14 protein-coding genes are annotated in these 17,294 nt (G+C 55.9%); 6 read left to right on the top strand and 8 right to left on the bottom strand.

Annotated features, from left to right (window positions below):
• Window positions 1–17 precede the first annotated feature (17 nt).
• Window positions 18–2,060 (top strand): AsmA family protein, encoded by a 2,043-nt coding sequence (locus tag QLG09_RS03805; protein ID WP_282488738.1) that lies wholly within the window; start codon window positions 18–20, stop codon window positions 2,058–2,060.
• A 60-nt stretch (window positions 2,061–2,120) separates the two neighbouring features.
• On the opposite strand, the gene QLG09_RS03800 is transcribed toward QLG09_RS03805, so the two are convergent.
• The 3 genes from QLG09_RS03800 to QLG09_RS03790 form a co-directional block, all read right to left on the bottom strand.
• Entirely contained in the window at window positions 2,121–3,443 is a 1,323-nt protein-coding gene (locus tag QLG09_RS03800) for an MFS transporter (RefSeq protein ID WP_014172082.1), read from the bottom strand.
• Between the two features lie 261 nt (window positions 3,444–3,704).
• On the bottom strand, window positions 3,705–4,730 hold the full coding sequence (yhjD, locus tag QLG09_RS03795) for an inner membrane protein YhjD (RefSeq protein WP_049021742.1): 1,026 nt from the start codon (window positions 4,728–4,730) through the stop codon (window positions 3,705–3,707).
• A gap of 50 nt (window positions 4,731–4,780) precedes the next feature.
• A complete protein-coding gene (locus QLG09_RS03790; RefSeq protein ID WP_049021743.1) occupies window positions 4,781–5,680 on the bottom strand; it encodes a LysR family transcriptional regulator in 900 nt (299 codons plus the stop codon).
• Window positions 5,681–5,799: 119 nt separating this feature from the next.
• Here QLG09_RS03790 and QLG09_RS03785 point away from each other — a divergent pair, with 119 nt between their 5' ends.
• Together QLG09_RS03785 and QLG09_RS03780 are read left to right on the top strand one after the other, a co-directional pair.
• A complete protein-coding gene (locus tag QLG09_RS03785) occupies window positions 5,800–6,558 on the top strand; it encodes an SDR family oxidoreductase (RefSeq protein WP_063925799.1) in 759 nt (252 codons plus the stop codon).
• A 173-nt stretch (window positions 6,559–6,731) separates the two neighbouring features.
• A complete protein-coding gene (locus QLG09_RS03780; RefSeq protein ID WP_032679190.1) occupies window positions 6,732–7,334 on the top strand; it encodes a response regulator transcription factor in 603 nt (200 codons plus the stop codon).
• Here the strand turns inward: QLG09_RS03780 and QLG09_RS03775 are convergent.
• Window positions 7,313–7,651 (bottom strand): lysozyme, encoded by a 339-nt coding sequence (locus QLG09_RS03775; RefSeq protein WP_014172077.1) that lies wholly within the window; start codon window positions 7,649–7,651, stop codon window positions 7,313–7,315. The genes QLG09_RS03780 and QLG09_RS03775 overlap by 22 nt on opposite strands.
• A 71-nt stretch (window positions 7,652–7,722) precedes the next feature.
• Entirely contained in the window at window positions 7,723–8,262 is a 540-nt protein-coding gene (locus tag QLG09_RS03770; RefSeq protein WP_014172076.1) for a GNAT family protein, read from the bottom strand.
• A gap of 148 nt (window positions 8,263–8,410) precedes the next feature.
• Between QLG09_RS03770 and QLG09_RS03765 the strand changes: the two genes are divergently transcribed.
• Window positions 8,411–10,000, top strand: a complete 1,590-nt coding sequence (locus tag QLG09_RS03765) for an STY4199 family HEPN domain-containing protein (protein WP_121340488.1) — start codon at window positions 8,411–8,413, stop codon at window positions 9,998–10,000.
• Window positions 10,001–10,060: 60 nt separating this feature from the next.
• On the opposite strand, the gene QLG09_RS03760 is transcribed toward QLG09_RS03765, so the two are convergent.
• The 3 genes from QLG09_RS03760 to QLG09_RS03750 form a co-directional block, all read right to left on the bottom strand.
• Entirely contained in the window at window positions 10,061–11,710 is a 1,650-nt protein-coding gene (locus QLG09_RS03760) for an alpha,alpha-trehalase (protein ID WP_020884498.1), read from the bottom strand.
• Between the two features lie 271 nt (window positions 11,711–11,981).
• Window positions 11,982–13,334, bottom strand: a complete 1,353-nt coding sequence (gene gorA, locus QLG09_RS03755; RefSeq protein WP_014172073.1) for a glutathione-disulfide reductase — start codon at window positions 13,332–13,334, stop codon at window positions 11,982–11,984.
• A 71-nt stretch (window positions 13,335–13,405) separates the two neighbouring features.
• Entirely contained in the window at window positions 13,406–14,248 is an 843-nt protein-coding gene (locus QLG09_RS03750; RefSeq protein ID WP_020884500.1) for a 23S rRNA (adenine(2030)-N(6))-methyltransferase RlmJ, read from the bottom strand.
• Window positions 14,249–14,462: 214 nt separating this feature from the next.
• Between QLG09_RS03750 and prlC the strand changes: the two genes are divergently transcribed.
• Window positions 14,463–16,505: an oligopeptidase A gene (prlC, locus tag QLG09_RS03745; RefSeq protein ID WP_050737714.1), complete on the top strand. Its 2,043-nt coding sequence runs from the start codon at window positions 14,463–14,465 to the stop codon at window positions 16,503–16,505.
• Window positions 16,506–16,512: 7 nt separating this feature from the next.
• A complete protein-coding gene (gene rsmJ / locus QLG09_RS03740; RefSeq protein ID WP_025202814.1) occupies window positions 16,513–17,274 on the top strand; it encodes a 16S rRNA (guanine(1516)-N(2))-methyltransferase RsmJ in 762 nt (253 codons plus the stop codon).
• Window positions 17,275–17,294 lie beyond the last annotated feature (20 nt).

Raw genomic sequence — 17,294 nt, 5'->3', positions numbered from 1 at the left:
CAGGAAAGGGGATAACAATGACAAAAACAACCAGGGTAATCTCCTGGACAGCAGGGATTTTATTGTTGTTGATCGTGGTCGCCGTCGTCATTATCGCGACGTTTGACTGGAACCGCCTTAAGCCGACCATCAACCAGAAAGTCTCCACCGAACTCAATCGCCCCTTCGCCATACGCGGCGATCTCGGGGTAGTGTGGGAACGCCAGAAAGAGGAGACCGGCTGGCGAAGCTGGATCCCCTGGCCACATGTCCACGCCGACGACATCATTCTCGGCAACCCGCCGGATATTCCTGACGTGACAATGGTGCATCTGCCCCGCGTAGAAGCCACGCTGGCCCCGTTAGCGCTACTGACCAAAACGGTTTACCTGCCGTGGATCAAGCTTCAGCAGCCCGATGCGCGTCTGATCCGCCTTTCCGAAAAGAACAACAACTGGACGTTTGATCTCGCCAGCAGCGACGAAAAAGATCCCAATGCGCAACCCTCATCATGGTCATTCCGTCTCGACAATATTCTTTTCGATCGCGGGCGGATCGCCATCGACGACAAGGTCAGCAAAGCTGATATCGAGATCCTGGTCGATCCGTTGGGCAAACCGCTGCCGTTTAGCGAAGTGACCGGCGCAAAAGCGAAGGGCGATAATGCCAAAGCCGGGGATTATGTTTTCGGCCTGAAGGCCAAAGGGCGCTACAAAGGGCAGCCCCTGACCGGCACTGGCAAAATTGGCGGCATGCTGGCGCTTCGAAGCGACTCGACGCCGTTTCCTGTGCAGGCGGATTTCCGCTCCGGGAACACGCGGGTGGCCTTCACCGGGACCGTCAACGACCCTATGAACATGGGGGGCGTTGATCTGCGGCTGAAATTTGCCGGTGATTCGCTGGGTGAACTGTATGAACTCACTGGCGTCCTGCTGCCAGATACGCCACCGTTTGAGACGGACGGTCATCTGGTGGCAAAAATCGATACGGAAAAATCGTCGGTATTTGATTATCGCGATTTCAATGGCCGTATTGGCGACAGCGATATCCATGGCTCGTTGACCTATACCACCGGAAAACCGCGCCCGAAACTGGAAGGCGATGTGGAGTCTCGCCAGCTGCGGCTGGCCGATTTGGGGCCGCTGATCGGGATTGATTCCGGTAAAGGCACGAAATCAAAAGAGGTGAAAAAAGATCGCCAGCCGGCGGGGAAAGTCCTGCCTTACGATCGCTTTGAGACCGATAAGTGGGACGTAATGGATGCGGATGTTCGCTTTAAAGGGGGCAAAATCGAACATGGCAGTACGCTGCCGATCAGCAATCTTTCGACCCATATCCTGCTTAAAAATGCCGATTTACGCCTGCAGCCGCTGAAGTTTGGCATGGCGGGTGGGACCATCTCATCGAACATTCACCTCGAAGGCGATAAAAAGCCGATGCAGGGGCGTGCCGATATTAAGGCCCGCCGGCTCAAACTGAAAGAGCTGATGCCGAACGTGGAATTGATGCAGAAAACCCTGGGTGAAATGAACGGCGATGCGGATATCCGCGGCGTGGGGAATTCCGTGGCTGCACTGCTCGGGAGCAGTAACGGTAACCTGAAGCTTCTGATGAATGACGGGCTGGTGAGCCGTAACCTGATGGAGATCCTGGGGCTGAACGTCGGGAACTACGTCATCGGGCAAATCTTCGGTGATGATGAGGTGCGGGTGAACTGTGCGGCGGCCAACCTGGATCTGGTCAACGGCGTGGCGCGCCCGCAGATTTTTGCCTTCGATACGGAGAACGCGGTTATCAACGTGACCGGCACCGCCAGTATGGCCTCCGAGCAGCTTGATTTAACCATCGATCCGGAAAGTAAGGGGATTCGTATCATCACCCTGCGTTCGCCGCTCTACGTGCGTGGGACCTTTAAAAATCCTCAGGCGGGTGTGAAACCCGGTCCTCTGATTGCGCGCGGCGCGGTGGCGGCAGCACTCGCGACGCTGGTTACGCCAGCGGCGGCGCTGTTGGCGTTAATTTCGCCGTCAGAAGGGGATGCGAATCAGTGCCGGAACATTTTGTCGCAGATGAAAAAATAACGTACGGCTTTCGGGACCTTTACCCTCTCCCTGGGGGAGAGGGTATCAGGCCGCGGTGAATTACAGAGACTGGTGCTTCGTCTCGTGGGTCAGCAGCAGGGCAATCAGCGTCAGTGCTGCCATGGCGGCCAGGTAAACGCCCACGTAGAACAGGCCATAATTTGCCTGCAGCCAGGTGGCGATATAAGGCGCAACGGACGCACCCAGAATAGAGGCAACGTTATAGGAGAACGACGCGCCGGTATAACGCACTTCCGTCGGGAACAGCTCTGGCAGCAGCGCGCCCATCGGGCCGAAGGTCAGGCCCATCAGGCTCAGACCAATGAGCAGGTACGCCATCACCAGCGCAGGGCTACCTGAACCCAGCAGCGGCGGGAAGACGAACAGGGCAAACAGAATGATCAGCGTGGTGATAACAATCATGCTTGAGCGACGACCAAACTTATCCGCCAGCAGGCCGGCAATCGGCACCATGACGCCAAACCCAATGACCGCCATCATCAACATCCACAGCACTTCGTTACGCGGCAGGCCGAGCCCAACCGGCGCGGCGGCGGTGCTGAACGTCATTGAATAGACCGTCATGATATAGAACAGCGTGTAGGTCGCGAGCATGATAAACGTGCCCAGTACCGTCACGCGGACGTGTTTAGTCAGCAGCGTACCCAGCGGCACTTTTACCTGTTTTTTTGCGGCGGCAACTTTAGCGAAAACCGGCGTTTCGTGAAGTGACACGCGGACATACAGGCCAATCAGCACCAGCACGGCGGAGAAGACGAACGGAATACGCCAGCCCCAGCTCATGAACTGTTCGTCCGTCAGCAGCCAGGAGAGCAGCAGGAAAGTCCCGTTCGCAAAGAAGAAGCCAATCGGTGCGCCAAGCTGCGGGAATGAACCGTACAGCGCGCGTTTGCGTGCCGGTGCGTTCTCCGTGGCCAGCAGCGCCGCACCCCCCCATTCACCGCCCAGCCCCAGACCCTGACCAAAACGCGCCAGCGCCAGCAGCATCGGGGCCAGAATACCAATGGTTTCGTAGGTAGGCAGCAAGCCGATAGCGACGGTGGAGATCCCCATCGTCAGCAGCGAGGCCACCAGCGTGACCTTACGGCCGATGCGATCGCCGAAGTGTCCAAACAGGGCAGAGCCAATCGGACGCGCAACAAACGCGATCGCAAAGGTAGCCAGAGACTGCAGCGTGGCTGCCGTCGGGTCACCCTGCGGGAAGAAAATATGCGGAAAGACAATGACCGCTGCGGTGGCATAAATGTAAAAGTCGAAGAACTCAATGGCGGTGCCAATCAGCGAGGCGACGACAACTTTGTTTCGCGAGTTAACCGGCGCGGTTTCCGCGCCGGAGTCGAGTGTTGTGGCTGTTGCTTGCATAATATTTTCTTATTTTTAGTCGGACGAAAGGCCATATTACGCACAGCAAAAGCGACATTTCAATCTGTAACAAAGCCGCCCACTGGTGATAAAAGCAACAAAAAGCGGATAATGTTCAGGCCAGACAAAACACTTCTATGAAATGCTTCACAGTTTTCAAATATCAGCTGATAAAACTGGTTTTTGGTTAAATAAAAGTTACGGACTGGATTTATATGCTGAAATGATGAATCGGGCTGAAGTTTCAGCCCGGGAGAGGTGTTATCGGTGTGTTTTACCCGGCATACGCGGGTCGTCTTTGTACTCGGCGGTGGCAATCCACGCCGCGCAGAACAAGGTCAGGCGGGCGAAGAAGTAGAAGAACGCCATCAGCCCCAGCACCGAGCCAAACGCCGCGCCAGAAGGGGATTTCACCAGCGATGGCAGAGTGTAAGTCATCACAATTTTGATCACTTCAAAGCCTATCGCCGCAATCAATGTGCCGCGGATCAGCGCCTTCTTACGCGGACGATGGCGGGGTAAGCGCCAGAAGATCCAGAAGAACAGCAGATAGTTGGCGAAGATGGAAATAGCCAGTCCAATGCCGCGCCACGCGGGCTTCAGCCACTCGATGTAATCCAGATAGAGCGCAGAGATAATCATCTGCTGCGCCGAACCGGCGACAGAGGTGATGGAGAGCGTCACAATCAGCGCGACGAGCAGGCCAATCAGCGAAATAAAGTCGCGAAGATACTTAACCCAGATTTTCTCCTGGTCCTGAGGCTTACGCTCCCACACCTCGCGCGACTGGGCACGAATGGCCTCGCGGAGGTTGCCCATCCAGTTAATCCCGGAGTAAAGGGCAATCAACAGGCCGACGATACCGACCGTCGTACGTTGCTGTACGGCGGTATTAATGGTGTTTTTGAGCGTGGTGGCGAGGGTCGGATCACTGACGTTATTCAGGATTTTATTGAAGATATCCTGCAACAGCGTTGGGTGTGACGCGAGCACAAAACCGGCTGCGGCAAAGGACACCATCAGGATCGGGATCATCGATAAAAAAGAGAAATAGGTGATGGCAGCCCCAAACTGGTTACCCATGCGGTCATTAAACCGCTCTGTTGCGCGTATCAGGTGCGCAATCATGGGGAACTGCTGTATCCGCTCTGCCAGGCTGGTGACAGTCCCCAGCGCTTTGCTGGCGGTGCCTGGCATTTTTACTTCTTCAGGCCCGGTTTCCATCTTCTGGATGGGTTCGTAATCTAAATGTTGGGTAGGTCGTTGCGGGTTGTTTTCCGGCGTCACGCGACTTTTCCTTTTCGTTTGGCTGGATGTTATTGAATTATAGCTTGCGACTAATCCACGTAAGCTTTTGTGAGTGCAGTAAGCCACTCCATAAACAGATGTACCCGACGGGAGAGGTTGCGCCGGTGGGGATAAATCAGCGATACCGGCATCGGTTCCGCCCGGTACTGCGGGAGAACTTCAATCAACTTCCTGGTGCGCAGAGCGTCACGCACGCCAACGCGCGGCACCTGGATAATACCTAGCCCGGCGATACAGGCCGCCTGATACGTTTCTGTGCTGTTGACGGTCAAAACCCCGCCCGTCTTCACCCACTGCGTCGACGTGCCGTTATAAAATTCAAAGCCCAGGGGACGTGTTCCCAGCGTGGCGGCGTAGTGAATGACGGCGTGTGAACCTAAATCTTCCAGCGTTTCCGGATAGCCAAAACGCGTGACATAATCCGGGCTGGCGCAGTTAATCACCGACAGCTTACCCAGCGGGCGGGCGATAAGTCCCGAGTCTTTGAGCGCGCCGACGCGTACCACACAATCAAACCCTTCACGAATAACATCCACCAGGCGATCGCTGCTGCTAAGTTCCAGCTCGATGCCCGGATATTGCTGCAGAAAAGCAGGCAGTTTGGGGATGACTAAATTTCGAGCAACGCTGACGGGCATATCCACGCGTAACCGACCGCTGATGGTGGAGGGGTCATGCTGGAACATACCGTCCAGTTCATCCAGGTTTGTCAGAAGATCTTTTGCCCGCTCGTAATACACCATGCCGTCCTGCGTCAGGCTTACGCGACGCGTGGTTCGGTGCAATAGCTGGGTTCCCAGTCGGTTTTCCAGCGCCTGAATTTGCCGCGAAACACTGCCTTTCGGCAGCGTCAGTGACTCCGCCGCCCGGGAAAAACTCTCCAGTTCCGCGACACGAACAAACAGCTGCATTGCGTGAATTTTATCCATAGACGAAGCTCATTGTTGTTGCAATTGAAACAGTGAAGCGCTCTGCGACATCTTTATTGATCTTCTATCACCTAATAAGCTCTTTCTCAATCTCCACAACAGTCAAAACGAGGTTTCTTATGTCTGAACGTATTGCATTAGTCACAGGTGGTAGCCGTGGTCTGGGTAAAAACGCGGCGTTGAAGCTCGCAGCAGACGGAACGGGAATTATCCTGACCTATAACCGAAGCCAACAGGAAGCGCTGGATGTTGTGCGCGAAATTCAGCAAAAAGGCATTAACGCGGCCGCATTGCAGCTCAACGTCGGCGATGTTGCCAGTTTCGACCTTTTTGCCGCTCAGCTTCAGGAAATCCTTAAGACCGTATGGCAGCGTGAAACCTTTGATTATTTATTAAACAACGCCGGGACGGGCTTGTACGCGCCCTATGCCGAGACAACGGAAGCCCAGTTTGATGAGGCGCTGAATATCCATTTCAAAGGGCCTTTTTTCCTGACGCAGCGTTTGCTTCCCTTGCTGAACGACGGTGGGCGGATCCTGAACGTCTCCAGCGGGCTGGCCCGTTTTACGCAACCCGGTTCCGGCACCTATGCGGCAATGAAAGGGGCGATGGAAGTGCTGACCCGCTACCAGGCGAAAGAGCTGGGCGCGCGCGGTATCTCCGTCAATATCATTGCTCCCGGTGCGATAGAAACCGACTTTGGCGGCGGACGCGTGCGTGACAACGCGCAGCTTAACCAGATGCTGGCAACGCAGACGGCGCTCGGGCGCGTAGGGCTGCCGGATGATATCGGTGATGCCATTGCGGCGCTGCTCAGCGATAAACTGGGCTGGATGAATGCGCAACGTATTGAAGTGTCAGGCGGTATGTTCCTGTGATGCCTTCGCTTAAGGGGAAGGAACCTCTTAAGGAAATCCTCAAATTGAATGTGTCCAGATACTGGGAGATATAAATAACACTGGTGGATTTGTAACGTCTCCGTTCATTGAGTTTTTTCTTAAATAATGCCTCTGTAGAATCTCCCTTCGCGACTCTCAGAGGGAGAAAAACGATGCGGGTAATTATGTTTGACAGGCAGTCCCTGTTTATTCACGGAGCGATACACAGTCTTCAGAAATTAATTCCGGAAATAAATATTACGGGAAGCTGTCAGGCAGAAGATTTATGGGCGCAAATTTCAGCGTCACCCACGGCTATCGTCATGATTGACGGGAATTTAATTGAGGATGAGGGGATCGCCTGGCTGGAAGCGATCATGCAGCGTTTTCCGACGATACGCGTGGTAATGGTTCTGGCTAAAAAAGAGGCCCGATGGGTTGAACAATTGCTGCAGCGAAACGTGATGGCCATTGTTCCCCGCAATGCGCACCCGGAGCGCTTTTCCGCGGTGCTGGATTCGGTCTCCCGAGGAATGGTGTGCTTCCCCGGTGAGTGGGTGAGGCAACCGTCGGCGCCGCAGGCGTTATTATCCTTAAGCGAACGCCAGCGCGAAGTCCTGAAATTACTGGCGGCGGGGGAGTCCAACAAAGAGATCGGGCGCAATCTCAACATCAGCGCCGCCACGGTGAAAGCGCACCTGGAAGCGCTTTTCCGCCGCCTGGAGGTGAAAAACAGAACCCAGGCCGCGATGTACTATACCCGGGCGACGGCCTGAAGAATTGCGGTCGGGAGTGAGGTCGTCTCACCGAAACTGAGCATCATTAACACCAGCGCGTCGTGCTGCTGTTGGGTTAACGGGCGTTTAAATTTTTCCCGCAGCAGCGTTTCGCACAGCTGAATATCATCGTGAAGTAAATATTCAGCCTGTAGCGGCGTGATAAGACGCTGAAAACATTCGCCCTGGCGAATAACATGGCCATAGCCAATAACCCATAAACCGTTTTCATCACGATATTTCTCCAGAGAAAGCCCCTGGTGTTTTTTTATTAACGCAATGGCGGCAGAAGATATCTTCAGCGCATGACCTTTCATATTCGTTTCCTCTTAATGGCAATATTGTAGAGTAAACGACGCACGCGAAATATCCGCCAAATGGCTATAGATCAGGAATGATTGCTGAGATATTCCTGCTTCAATAAACCGAACAGCCAGTCATTATGCCATTGTCCGCCAAGGTAATAACTCTCGCGTAACTCGCCCTCCAGACGAAAGCCCGTTTTTTCCAGCAGGCGTCTGGAGGCGATATTCCCCGCCGTGACGGTGGCGGTGAGGCGGCGGATGCCGCCCTGATGAAAGGCGTAACCGCACAGCGCCTGCAGCGATTCGAAGCCGTAACCTTTCCCCTGGGCCGCAGGTGCAAAAAGAAAACCCACTTCCGCGCAATCGTCATCGCGATGAATATAACCGGTGACGCCGAGCGGTACGCCGGAGGTGGCGTCACGCACAACGAGGCAAAGCCAGTGCGCGCTGCCCGGCGCCCAGGGCGTCAGACGAGAGTCGAACGCCTCGCGGATCGCCTCCACGGGGCGATCTTCCGCGACAAAACGCATCACCTCGGGGTCGTGCTGTAACGCCAGGAAAAAGGGCCAGTCATGGTCTTGCAGCGGTGAACAGATAAGACGCGATGTCGTTAAGACAGGCATTCAGATTCTCCTGAAACATTTAAAATGATTTTCGTGGTGTCACTTTATTTCAACAGAAAGTCAGGTATGGTTAACCTCGTATAAATAAAAAGAAAAACGGCCATTACGGGCCCATTCTGGTTGTCTTCGTTGTCGCTTAAGGAAAACAATGACTCTCAGCACAGCACACCCTATCCGCGAACAGTTCGAACACTGTCTGGCGGTTATTCGCCAGGCCTCGGTTGAAATTTTACTTCTCCTGAATGTACATGTTTCTGAGGGAAAAGATCCACGCTGGTTTCTGGAACAACTGGACAGCGCGCGTTTAGGCCTGGGGGGCTGGAATGCGGTTGCGAAGACGCTCAATTTGAATGACGCGGAGATGTCCGAATTCACGCTGCAATTGCGTCTGCTTCAGCAGCGTGTTCCTCAGTACGAAAGCGGTCAGGATGTCAGTGAAAACCAGCTGATTGCCGCGATGCGGTTTGTGACCACCCTGGAGCACCTTCGTTTGCAGCAGCCTCTTCTGACCTACAGCACCGAAGTGGCGCCTGGCAGTGAACTCCAGCAACAACAGGCGCACAAGCAGGTGCGTACGATTGAGTTGATGATAAAAGGGCTCATCCAGCAGGCCTGGCCCGATCAGGTGCGGCTGAATAACCATCTTAAAACCCTGTTTAACGCGGACCGCGTGCGGCGCTGGCTGAAGCTTGGTGACATCAATGATGTGCTGAGCGGCATGATGTTCAGTGAGCTGGCACAGATGCTGGTGGATAAAAAAGAGTTCAGCCGCTACTACGCCTCGCTGTTTAACGATCCGTCAATGCTCACGCTGATGGTGGAACCGCGGAAAACCCTGCAAACCTTCCTCGATGATATTCGGCAAATCCGCAACAATATTACCGTGCAGAAAGCGTTAAGTTCGGCGCAAATCCAGCTGCTGGATAACTACTACACGCAGATCACCCGACCGGTTCAACGTGCTTTTGAAGAGGGGAGAACCCGCGTCAACCCGGCCGGACTGATGGCGGTGGATGCCAGCGAGCTGCATGCTTTCTGGGAAAAGGCGCAGAAAATGGATCGCGTGACCGGCGGGGATCTCTTTGAGGTTCGTGACACGATTGAAAAACCGACCCAGCGCGCACCGCGCACGCCAGAACAGCGTGAGCAGCTTATTTCCGGCGCGTTATGGGGGGCGGTTGGCGTGATGGTGATTGCCATTGTGGCGGGCGGCTTCTGGCTGGTAACCAGCAGTAAACCCCAGCCTGCAGCCGGGAACGTTGCAGAAACGGCCCAGCCTCAGGAGATGCGCGAAACCCCGTCCTCGCGCGAGACGCTGTCGCGCATGGGCGTGACCTGGGACGAGAATAATTTCCGGTCGGCGATTAACCGCAATGATACCCGGGTGGCACTGCTGTTTTTGCAGGGAGGGATGGACTGGAAGCTCTCCTGGACGGAAGAGGCGATGTCGGCTGACTATGACGACGTGCTGGAGCTGATGTTGCGCTACCGACAGAACATGGTGGAACAGAAGCCGTGCCGGCGCTTTATCAACACGCTCAGCCATGCCATGTCGAATGGCGAGTCCCTGACGTCAATGCGTAAACAGTATCTGAAGGCGTTTTGCACCGTGCCTGCAGTGGTGAAGCGCCAGCAGCATGATCTGGATATGGCGACGCGTCGGGCACAATCACAGCCGGATGCCACTACAAAAAAATGGCAGTCCATCCAGACCGCCATTTATGAAGTGATTCGTTAATCCTGTCTTCTCCCTCTCCCGGCAGGAGAGGGATGGATACGGGCATCAGACCGCAGAAGATCACGGCTCCCCATACAACCCAATCAACCGCCGTACCACGCCGTTAGTCCAGCCGAAGCCATCCTGCAGCGGGTACTCACCCCCGCCCCCTTCGCGCGGCGTACTGCTGGCGATGTGATATTTCTCAATCAGCTTATGGTGGGCTTTATAGAAATGATTCACCGTCTGCAGCCAGCTCCAGGCAATCTCATCGCCCAGCGAGTCATTGCCGTACTGTTTGAAGCCCTGAATCGCCATCCACTGCAGCGGCGCCCAGCCGTTGGGTTTATCCCACTGCTCGCCGGTTTCGTACTCGGTGGCCAGAATCCCGCCCGGCGTCAGCAGACGTGCTTTTACCGCATCCGACAAGCGTTCAGCCTGCTCGTGAGTCGCCATGCCAACGTACAGCGGCACAATGCTCGCCGCTGAGAACAGCGCCATGACCTCGCGGCGCCAGTCGTAGTCACGGTAACAGCCATTCTCGTCATCCCACAGATACCGGTTCACCGCGGCGCGGCGATCGCTGGCTTTCTGGCGGAACAGTTCCGCGGTCTCTTTATCCCCTTTCGATGCCGAAATATTGGCGATCGCGCTTTCCAGTTTGAACAGGAACGCGTTCAAATCGATAGGAATAAACTGCGTGGTGCGGATGCTGGCAAGTCGGCCAGGCTCCCGCAGCCAGCGCGAGGAGTAATCCCAGCCGGAGGCCGCGCCTGCGCGCAAATCGCGATAAACCTCATTCGGCGGACGACCAGAGTGACGGGCGGTTTCCACATCCTCAATCCATGATTCATCACGCGGCGTGTCACGGTCGTCCCAGTAGCGGTTTAACAGCGAGCCATCCGGCATACGCACCGCGCTGCGATAGGCCTGATTAAGCAGCAGCGATTCCGCCCCGTCCATCCAGAAGGCATGCTCCATTTTGAGGTGTTCAAGGTAGCGCTTTGCACCGCGCACACCATCCTCTTCAAACAGCTCTACCATCAGGGCAAATACCGGCGGCTGGGAGCGGCTGAGATAATAGGTACGGTTACCGTTCGGGATATGGCCGTAGCGTTCAATCAACCACGCGAAGTTATCCGCCATACATTTCAGCAGATCGTTACGTCCGCTCTCTGCCAGACCCAGCATGGAGAAGTAGGAATCCCAGTAATAGGTCTCACTAAAACGCCCGCCGGGCACGATATAGGCCTGCGGCAGCGCCAGCAGAGAAGACCAGGGGATGTGGTCCTGCGGCTCGCGCGTCAGCACGGGCCACAGGCTGTCAATGTGCTCTTTTAGCGACAGGCCGGGGTCAGAGACATATTCCGTGGTATAGGTCTCTGGCAGCCAGAAGTGGTTCTCCACGAACCGGCGCAGGTCGAAATCCCGGTGGCGCCTGACCTTGCGATAGCGGATCAGAATATCCAGAGGATCCATCTTCGGGGCACAGTCGGGGAAGGTTTTGCTGTCCGCAAACAGCCGTGTCGACTGCACGTGCTCGAACAGTTCCAGATAGCGATCGGCGGGCGTCAGAGCATCAGAGGCGGGTAGCCCCTCAATCATTTCGGGTTCCGGCTCCGCCTCAATCATTTCATCCAGTTTTAACTCGCAGGGATCGGTCTCGTAGCGCAGCTCTTCTGCAATCTCGAACTCGATGTTCTCGGCAGCCTGTAGTTTCTGGTTGAACATGGCGATAAGGACCTCCGGTTGTGTGTTCAAAATAACAGTTTTTTCCGGGCGTCTTATAAGCGTAGACATTCGCTTCGGTGTTGGCTGAGGGAAATGTGCGGTTGATCACGTTTTTAAACGCGAGGTATTTGCGGAGTTAGAACAGCAATTGCCTGAAAAATAAAGGCTAAAAGGGATTTTTAGACAGATTTATGGGGCAAATAATTCAGAGCATTCGTTGTGCAACCATTTATGTCTGAAACAAACGCCCCTCCGCAGAGGGGCATTTTGCTTAACGCATGGTGACAAATTCTTCGGCCGCTGTCGGGTGGATCGCAACGGTGTTATCGAAGTCTTTCTTGGTGGCACCCATTTTCAGCGCCACGGCGAAGCCCTGCAGGATCTCGTCCATGCCAAAGCCAATGCCGTGGATACCGACAATCTTCTCTTCCGGACCCACGCAGACCAGCTTCATGCGGCATGGCTGACGGTGAGAGGTGACGGCGGTATACATCGCGGTGAACGCGGATTTATACACTTTCACCTGGTCGTCGCCATACTGCTCGCGCGCCTGAGGTTCTGTTAAGCCCACTGTGCCGATTGGCGGGTGGCTGAAGACCACGGTCGGAATGTTACTGTAGTCCAGATGCTCTTCCGGTTTGTTGTTAAACAGACGCTCAGAGAGGCGACGGCCCGCGGCAACCGCAACCGGCGTCAGTTCGACCGCACCGGTGTTATCGCCCACCGCGTAAATGCCCGGAACGCTGGTGTTCTGGAATTTATCGACAACGATATACCCTTTCTCATCGGTTTTAACGCCCGTCGCCGCCAGGTTGAAGTTGTCGTTAGCCGGTTCACGACCAATCGCCCAGATCAGGCAATCCACGGTCTGGCTACGGCCATCTTCCAGCTCAAGCGTCAGGCTACCGTCTGCATTTTTCACGACCGCTTTTGGCACGGCGTGGGTGTGCAGCGTTGGGCCTTCGGTATTCATCACTTCGACCAGCGTATCGACGATCAGCGGGTCAAAGTTACGCAGCGGCGCGTGTTTACGCACGAACAGGTGCGTTTCTGCGCCCAGGCCATTAATCACACCGGCCAGTTCTACGGCGATGTATCCCGCGCCCACCACGGCAACACGTTCTGGCAGAGCAGGCAGCTCGAAGAAACCGTCGGAGTCGATACCGTATTCCACACCGGGAATATCCGGGTGGCTCGGACGCCCGCCGGTCGCGATCAGGATGTGATCGGCAGTGATCGTCTCACCGTTAACGTCGATCGTCTTCGCGTCAACAAAGCGCGCAAAACCATGAATAACATCGACGTTGTTCTTGCCCAGCACATTGTCGTACGAGGTATGAATACGGTCGATATAGGCTGTACGGCTGGCGATCAGCTTGTTCCAGTCAAAGTTATTGATGGTGGTGTCAAAGCCGTAATCCGGGCCATACATATGGATTGCTTCACGGATTTGGGCCGCATGCCACATCACTTTCTTCGGTACACAACCCACGTTGACGCAGGTGCCGCCTAGCGCTTTGGCTTCGATCAGCGCACATTTCTGGCCATACATGGCCGCGCGGTTGATGGAGGCGATGCCGCCGCTGCCGCCGCCGATTGCGATGTAGTCATAATGCTTAGTCATAGCTTTTATCCTTAATCGTGAATTGCCGCGATTGTATACCTGAAATCAATAGTTTCCACCGATGACTGCGATTACTCCGGCACGATCCAACTGACGGTGGCATGGCCCGTTCCGGCCGGCACCAGCGTCTTATGCAGCCACGGCAGCACGTTGTTCATCTGCGCTTCGAGCTTCCATGGCGGGTTGATCACAATCATGCCGGAAGCGGTCATGCCGCGCTGATCGCTGTCCGGGCGCACGGCCAGTTCAATTTGCAGAATTTTGCGGATACCGGTCGCTTCCAGGTCTTTGATCATGCGTTTAATTTGCGCACGCAGCACCACCGGATACCACAGGGCATAGGTGCCCGTCGCAAAGCGTTTGTAGCCGTCGTTAATACCGCTCACTACCGCCTGATAATCGGTTTTGATCTCATAAGGCGGGTCGATCAGCACCAGACCGCGACGGGATACCGGCGGCAGTTTGGCCTTCAGCTGCTGGTAGCCATCCGCCTTTTCCACACGGGCGCGGCTGTCTTTCTGGAATTCAGAACGCAGCAGCGGGAAGTCGCTTGGGTGCAGCTCGGTCAGCTGAAGGCTGTCCTGCTCGCGCAGCAGCTGGCGGGCAATCAACGGCGAGCCAGGGTAGTAGCGCAGCTGGCCGTTGCGGTTAAAATGATTCACCACACCAATGTAGGGCTCCAGCTCTGCCGGCAGGTCGTCCTGCTGCCAGATGCGGGCGATCCCTTCCAGGTATTCCCCGGTGCGTTCGGCATGTTCGCCGCTCAGCTGATAACGTCCCGCGCCCGCGTGGGTGTCCAGATAGAGAAACGGTTTATCTTTCTCTTTGAGTGATTCAATGATCAGGCTCTGAACGGTGTGTTTAAGGACGTCGGCATGGTTGCCTGCGTGAAAGCTGTGGCGATAACTGAGCATGAATGATTGTGTTCCAGGTAGTAAACGTAGGCCTGATAAGCGTAGCGCCATCGGGCAAAAATAGAGCGTATCGCCACAGTATACAGAAAAGTTTATCCTGCCGCGAAAGCGCAACGTCTGGCATTGAAATCCTCTACACTTATCCCCATTCTAGATCGCATATGCACAGCGCCGGATGCGCGCTTCATTCATCTTATTCAACAGGACAGCGTTTATGACCAATCCATTACTGACGCCTTTTTCGTTGCCACCGTTTTCTAAAATCCTCCCTGAGCATGTGGTTCCAGCCGTAACACAGGCGCTGGACAACTGCCGTGCGGCGGTAGAAAGCGTGGTGGCGCAGGGCGCGCCGTACACCTGGGAAAATCTGTGTCAGCCGCTGGCCGAAGTGGATGACGTGCTGGGACGCCTCTTCTCCCCGGTAAGCCATCTGAATTCAGTGAAAAACAGCCCGGAACTCCGTGAAGCGTATGAACAAACCCTGCCGTTGCTCTCTGAGTACAGCACCTGGGTTGGTCAACACGAGGGGCTGTACAAAGCCTATCGCGACCTGCGCGATGGCGACCACTATGCCGAACTCAATACCGCGCAGAAAAAATCGGTCGATAACGCTCTGCGTGATTTCGAACTCTCCGGCATTGGTTTGCCGAAAGAGAAACAGACCCGTTACGGTGAAATTGCGGCCCGTCTGTCTGAGCTGGGCAACCAGTACAGCAACAACGTGCTGGACGCGACCATGGGCTGGACGAAGCTGATTACCGACGAAGCCGAGCTGGCCGGTATGCCGGAAAGCGCGCTGGCGGCGGCGAAAGCGCAGGCCGAAGCGAAAGAGCAGGAAGGCTTCCTCTTAACCCTGGACATCCCGAGCTACCTGCCGGTCATGACCTACTGCGACAATCAGGCGCTGCGCGAAGAGATGTACCGTGCGTACAGCACCCGCGCCTCCGATCAGGGCCCGAATGCCGGTAAGTGGGATAACAGCCCGGTGATGGCTGAAATCCTCGCGCTGCGTCACGAGCTGGCACAGCTGCTGGGCTTTGAGAGCTACGCTTCCAAATCCCTCGCCACCAAAATGGCGGAAAATCCACAGCAGGTCCTCGATTTCCTGACTGACCTGGCGAAACGTGCGCGTCCGCAGGGCGAGAAAGAGCTGGCGCAGCTGCGCGCCTTCGCGAAAGCGGAATACGGTGTCGACGAGCTGCAGCCGTGGGATATCGCCTGGTACAGCGAAAAACAGAAACAGCACCTTTACAGCATCAGCGATGAGCAGCTGCGCCCTTACTTCCCGGAAAATAAAGCCGTTAACGGCCTGTTTGAAGTGGTTAAACGCATTTACGGGATCACCGCCAAAGAACGTACCGACATCGACGTCTGGCATCCGGACGTGCGCTTCTTCGAACTGTATGACGAGAAGAACGAGTTGCGCGGGAGCTTCTACCTGGATCTGTACGCTCGCGAGAACAAACGCGGCGGTGCATGGATGGATGATTGCGTCGGGCAGATGCGTAAAGCGGACGGCTCCCTGCAGAAGCCGGTGGCGTACCTGACCTGTAACTTCAACCGTCCGGTGAATGGCAAACCTGCGCTGTTTACCCATGACGAAGTGATCACCCTGTTCCACGAGTTCGGCCACGGCCTGCACCATATGCTGACCCGTATCGAAACCGCAGGCGTTGCCGGTATCAGCGGTGTGCCATGGGATGCGGTCGAACTGCCAAGCCAGTTTATGGAAAACTGGTGCTGGGAGCCGGACGCGCTGGCGTTTATCTCCGGCCATTACGAAACCGGCGAGCCGCTGCCGAAAGAACTGCTGGATAAAATGCTGGCGGCGAAAAACTACCAGGCGGCGATGTTTATCCTGCGCCAGCTGGAGTTCGGCCTGTTCGACTTCCGTCTGCACGCCGAGTTTAGTCCGGAGCAGGGGGCGAAAATCCTCGAGACGCTGGCCGAGATCAAAAAGCAGGTCGCCGTTATTCCTGGCCCAACCTGGGGCCGCTTCCCGCACGCGTTCAGCCATATCTTCGCGGGCGGCTATGCGGCAGGCTATTACAGCTACCTGTGGGCCGACGTGCTGGCGGCGGATGCGTTCTCTCGCTTTGAAGAAGAGGGCATTTTCAACCGTGAAACCGGCCAGTCGTTCCTTGATAACATCCTGACGCGCGGCGGTTCTGAAGAGCCAATGGTGCTGTTCAAACGCTTCCGTGGCCGCGAGCCGCAGCTGGATGCGATGCTTGAGCACTACGGAATTAAAGGCTAACCGTTACGTGAAGATCTGTTTAGTCGATGAAACAGGCGCCGGAGACGGCGCCTTATCTGTTCTGGCCGCCCGCTGGGGGCTGGAGCATGATGATGAAAACCTGATGGCGCTGGTGATGACGCCGGCGCATCTGGAATTACGTAAGCGTGACGAACCCAGGCTCGGCGGGATATTTGTCGATTTTGTGGGGGGCGCCATGGCGCACCGGCGCAAGTTCGGCGGCGGTCGCGGTGAAGCGGTTGCCAAAGCGGTTGGCGTCAAAGGAAGCTATCTTCCGGACGTGGTGGATGCCACGGCGGGTTTAGGGCGTGATGCGTTTGTCCTGGCCTCGGTAGGGTGTCACGTGCGGATGCTGGAGCGCAATCCGGTCGTGGCCGCGCTGCTCGACGACGGGCTGACGCGTGGCTATGCCGACCCGGAGATTGGGCCGTGGCTGCAGGCGCGCTTGCAGTTGATTCACGCCTCCAGCCTGACGGCGCTGACCGATATCACTCCGCGTCCGCAGGTGGTCTATCTCGACCCGATGTTCCCGCATAAGCAGAAAAGCGCGCTGGTGAAGAAAGAGATGCGGGTGTTCCAGTCGCTGGTCGGGCCGGATTTAGACGCGGATGGTTTGCTGGCGCCTGCTCGTCAGCTAGCCACGAAGCGCGTGGTGGTGAAACGCCCGGACTATGCGCCGCCGCTGGCGGACGTGGCCACGGCCAATGCGGTGGTTACCAAAGGGCACCGGTTTGATATTTATTCGGGGACGCCGGAACAGGAAGGTTAGGGTGTGCAGTTTGATGCTGT

The sequence above is a fragment of the Enterobacter sp. V89_11 genome, from assembly GCF_029967775.1.
Classification (GTDB): Bacteria; Pseudomonadota; Gammaproteobacteria; order Enterobacterales; family Enterobacteriaceae; genus Enterobacter; species Enterobacter ludwigii.
This window is presented reverse-complemented; position numbering and strand designations above follow the sequence as displayed.

Excerpts from the sequence above, each read along its gene's own strand:
- QLG09_RS03780 (WP_032679190.1), top strand. The coding sequence starts at position 6,732 with ATGCGGGTAATTATGTTTGACAGGCAGTCCCTGTTTATTCACGGAGCG.
- QLG09_RS03805 (WP_282488738.1), top strand. The coding sequence starts at position 18 with ATGACAAAAACAACCAGGGTAATCTCCTGGACAGCAGGGATTTTATTG.
- QLG09_RS03775 (WP_014172077.1), bottom strand. The coding sequence starts at position 7,651 with ATGAAAGGTCATGCGCTGAAGATATCTTCTGCCGCCATTGCGTTAATA.
- prlC (WP_050737714.1), top strand. The coding sequence starts at position 14,463 with ATGACCAATCCATTACTGACGCCTTTTTCGTTGCCACCGTTTTCTAAA.
- QLG09_RS03760 (WP_020884498.1), bottom strand. The coding sequence starts at position 11,710 with ATGTTCAACCAGAAACTACAGGCTGCCGAGAACATCGAGTTCGAGATT.
- QLG09_RS03785 (WP_063925799.1), top strand. The coding sequence starts at position 5,800 with ATGTCTGAACGTATTGCATTAGTCACAGGTGGTAGCCGTGGTCTGGGT.
- QLG09_RS03800 (WP_014172082.1), bottom strand. The coding sequence starts at position 3,443 with ATGCAAGCAACAGCCACAACACTCGACTCCGGCGCGGAAACCGCGCCG.
- QLG09_RS03770 (WP_014172076.1), bottom strand. The coding sequence starts at position 8,262 with ATGCCTGTCTTAACGACATCGCGTCTTATCTGTTCACCGCTGCAAGAC.
- QLG09_RS03750 (WP_020884500.1), bottom strand. The coding sequence starts at position 14,248 with ATGCTCAGTTATCGCCACAGCTTTCACGCAGGCAACCATGCCGACGTC.
- gorA (WP_014172073.1), bottom strand. The coding sequence starts at position 13,334 with ATGACTAAGCATTATGACTACATCGCAATCGGCGGCGGCAGCGGCGGC.
- QLG09_RS03765 (WP_121340488.1), top strand. The coding sequence starts at position 8,411 with ATGACTCTCAGCACAGCACACCCTATCCGCGAACAGTTCGAACACTGT.
- QLG09_RS03790 (WP_049021743.1), bottom strand. The coding sequence starts at position 5,680 with ATGGATAAAATTCACGCAATGCAGCTGTTTGTTCGTGTCGCGGAACTG.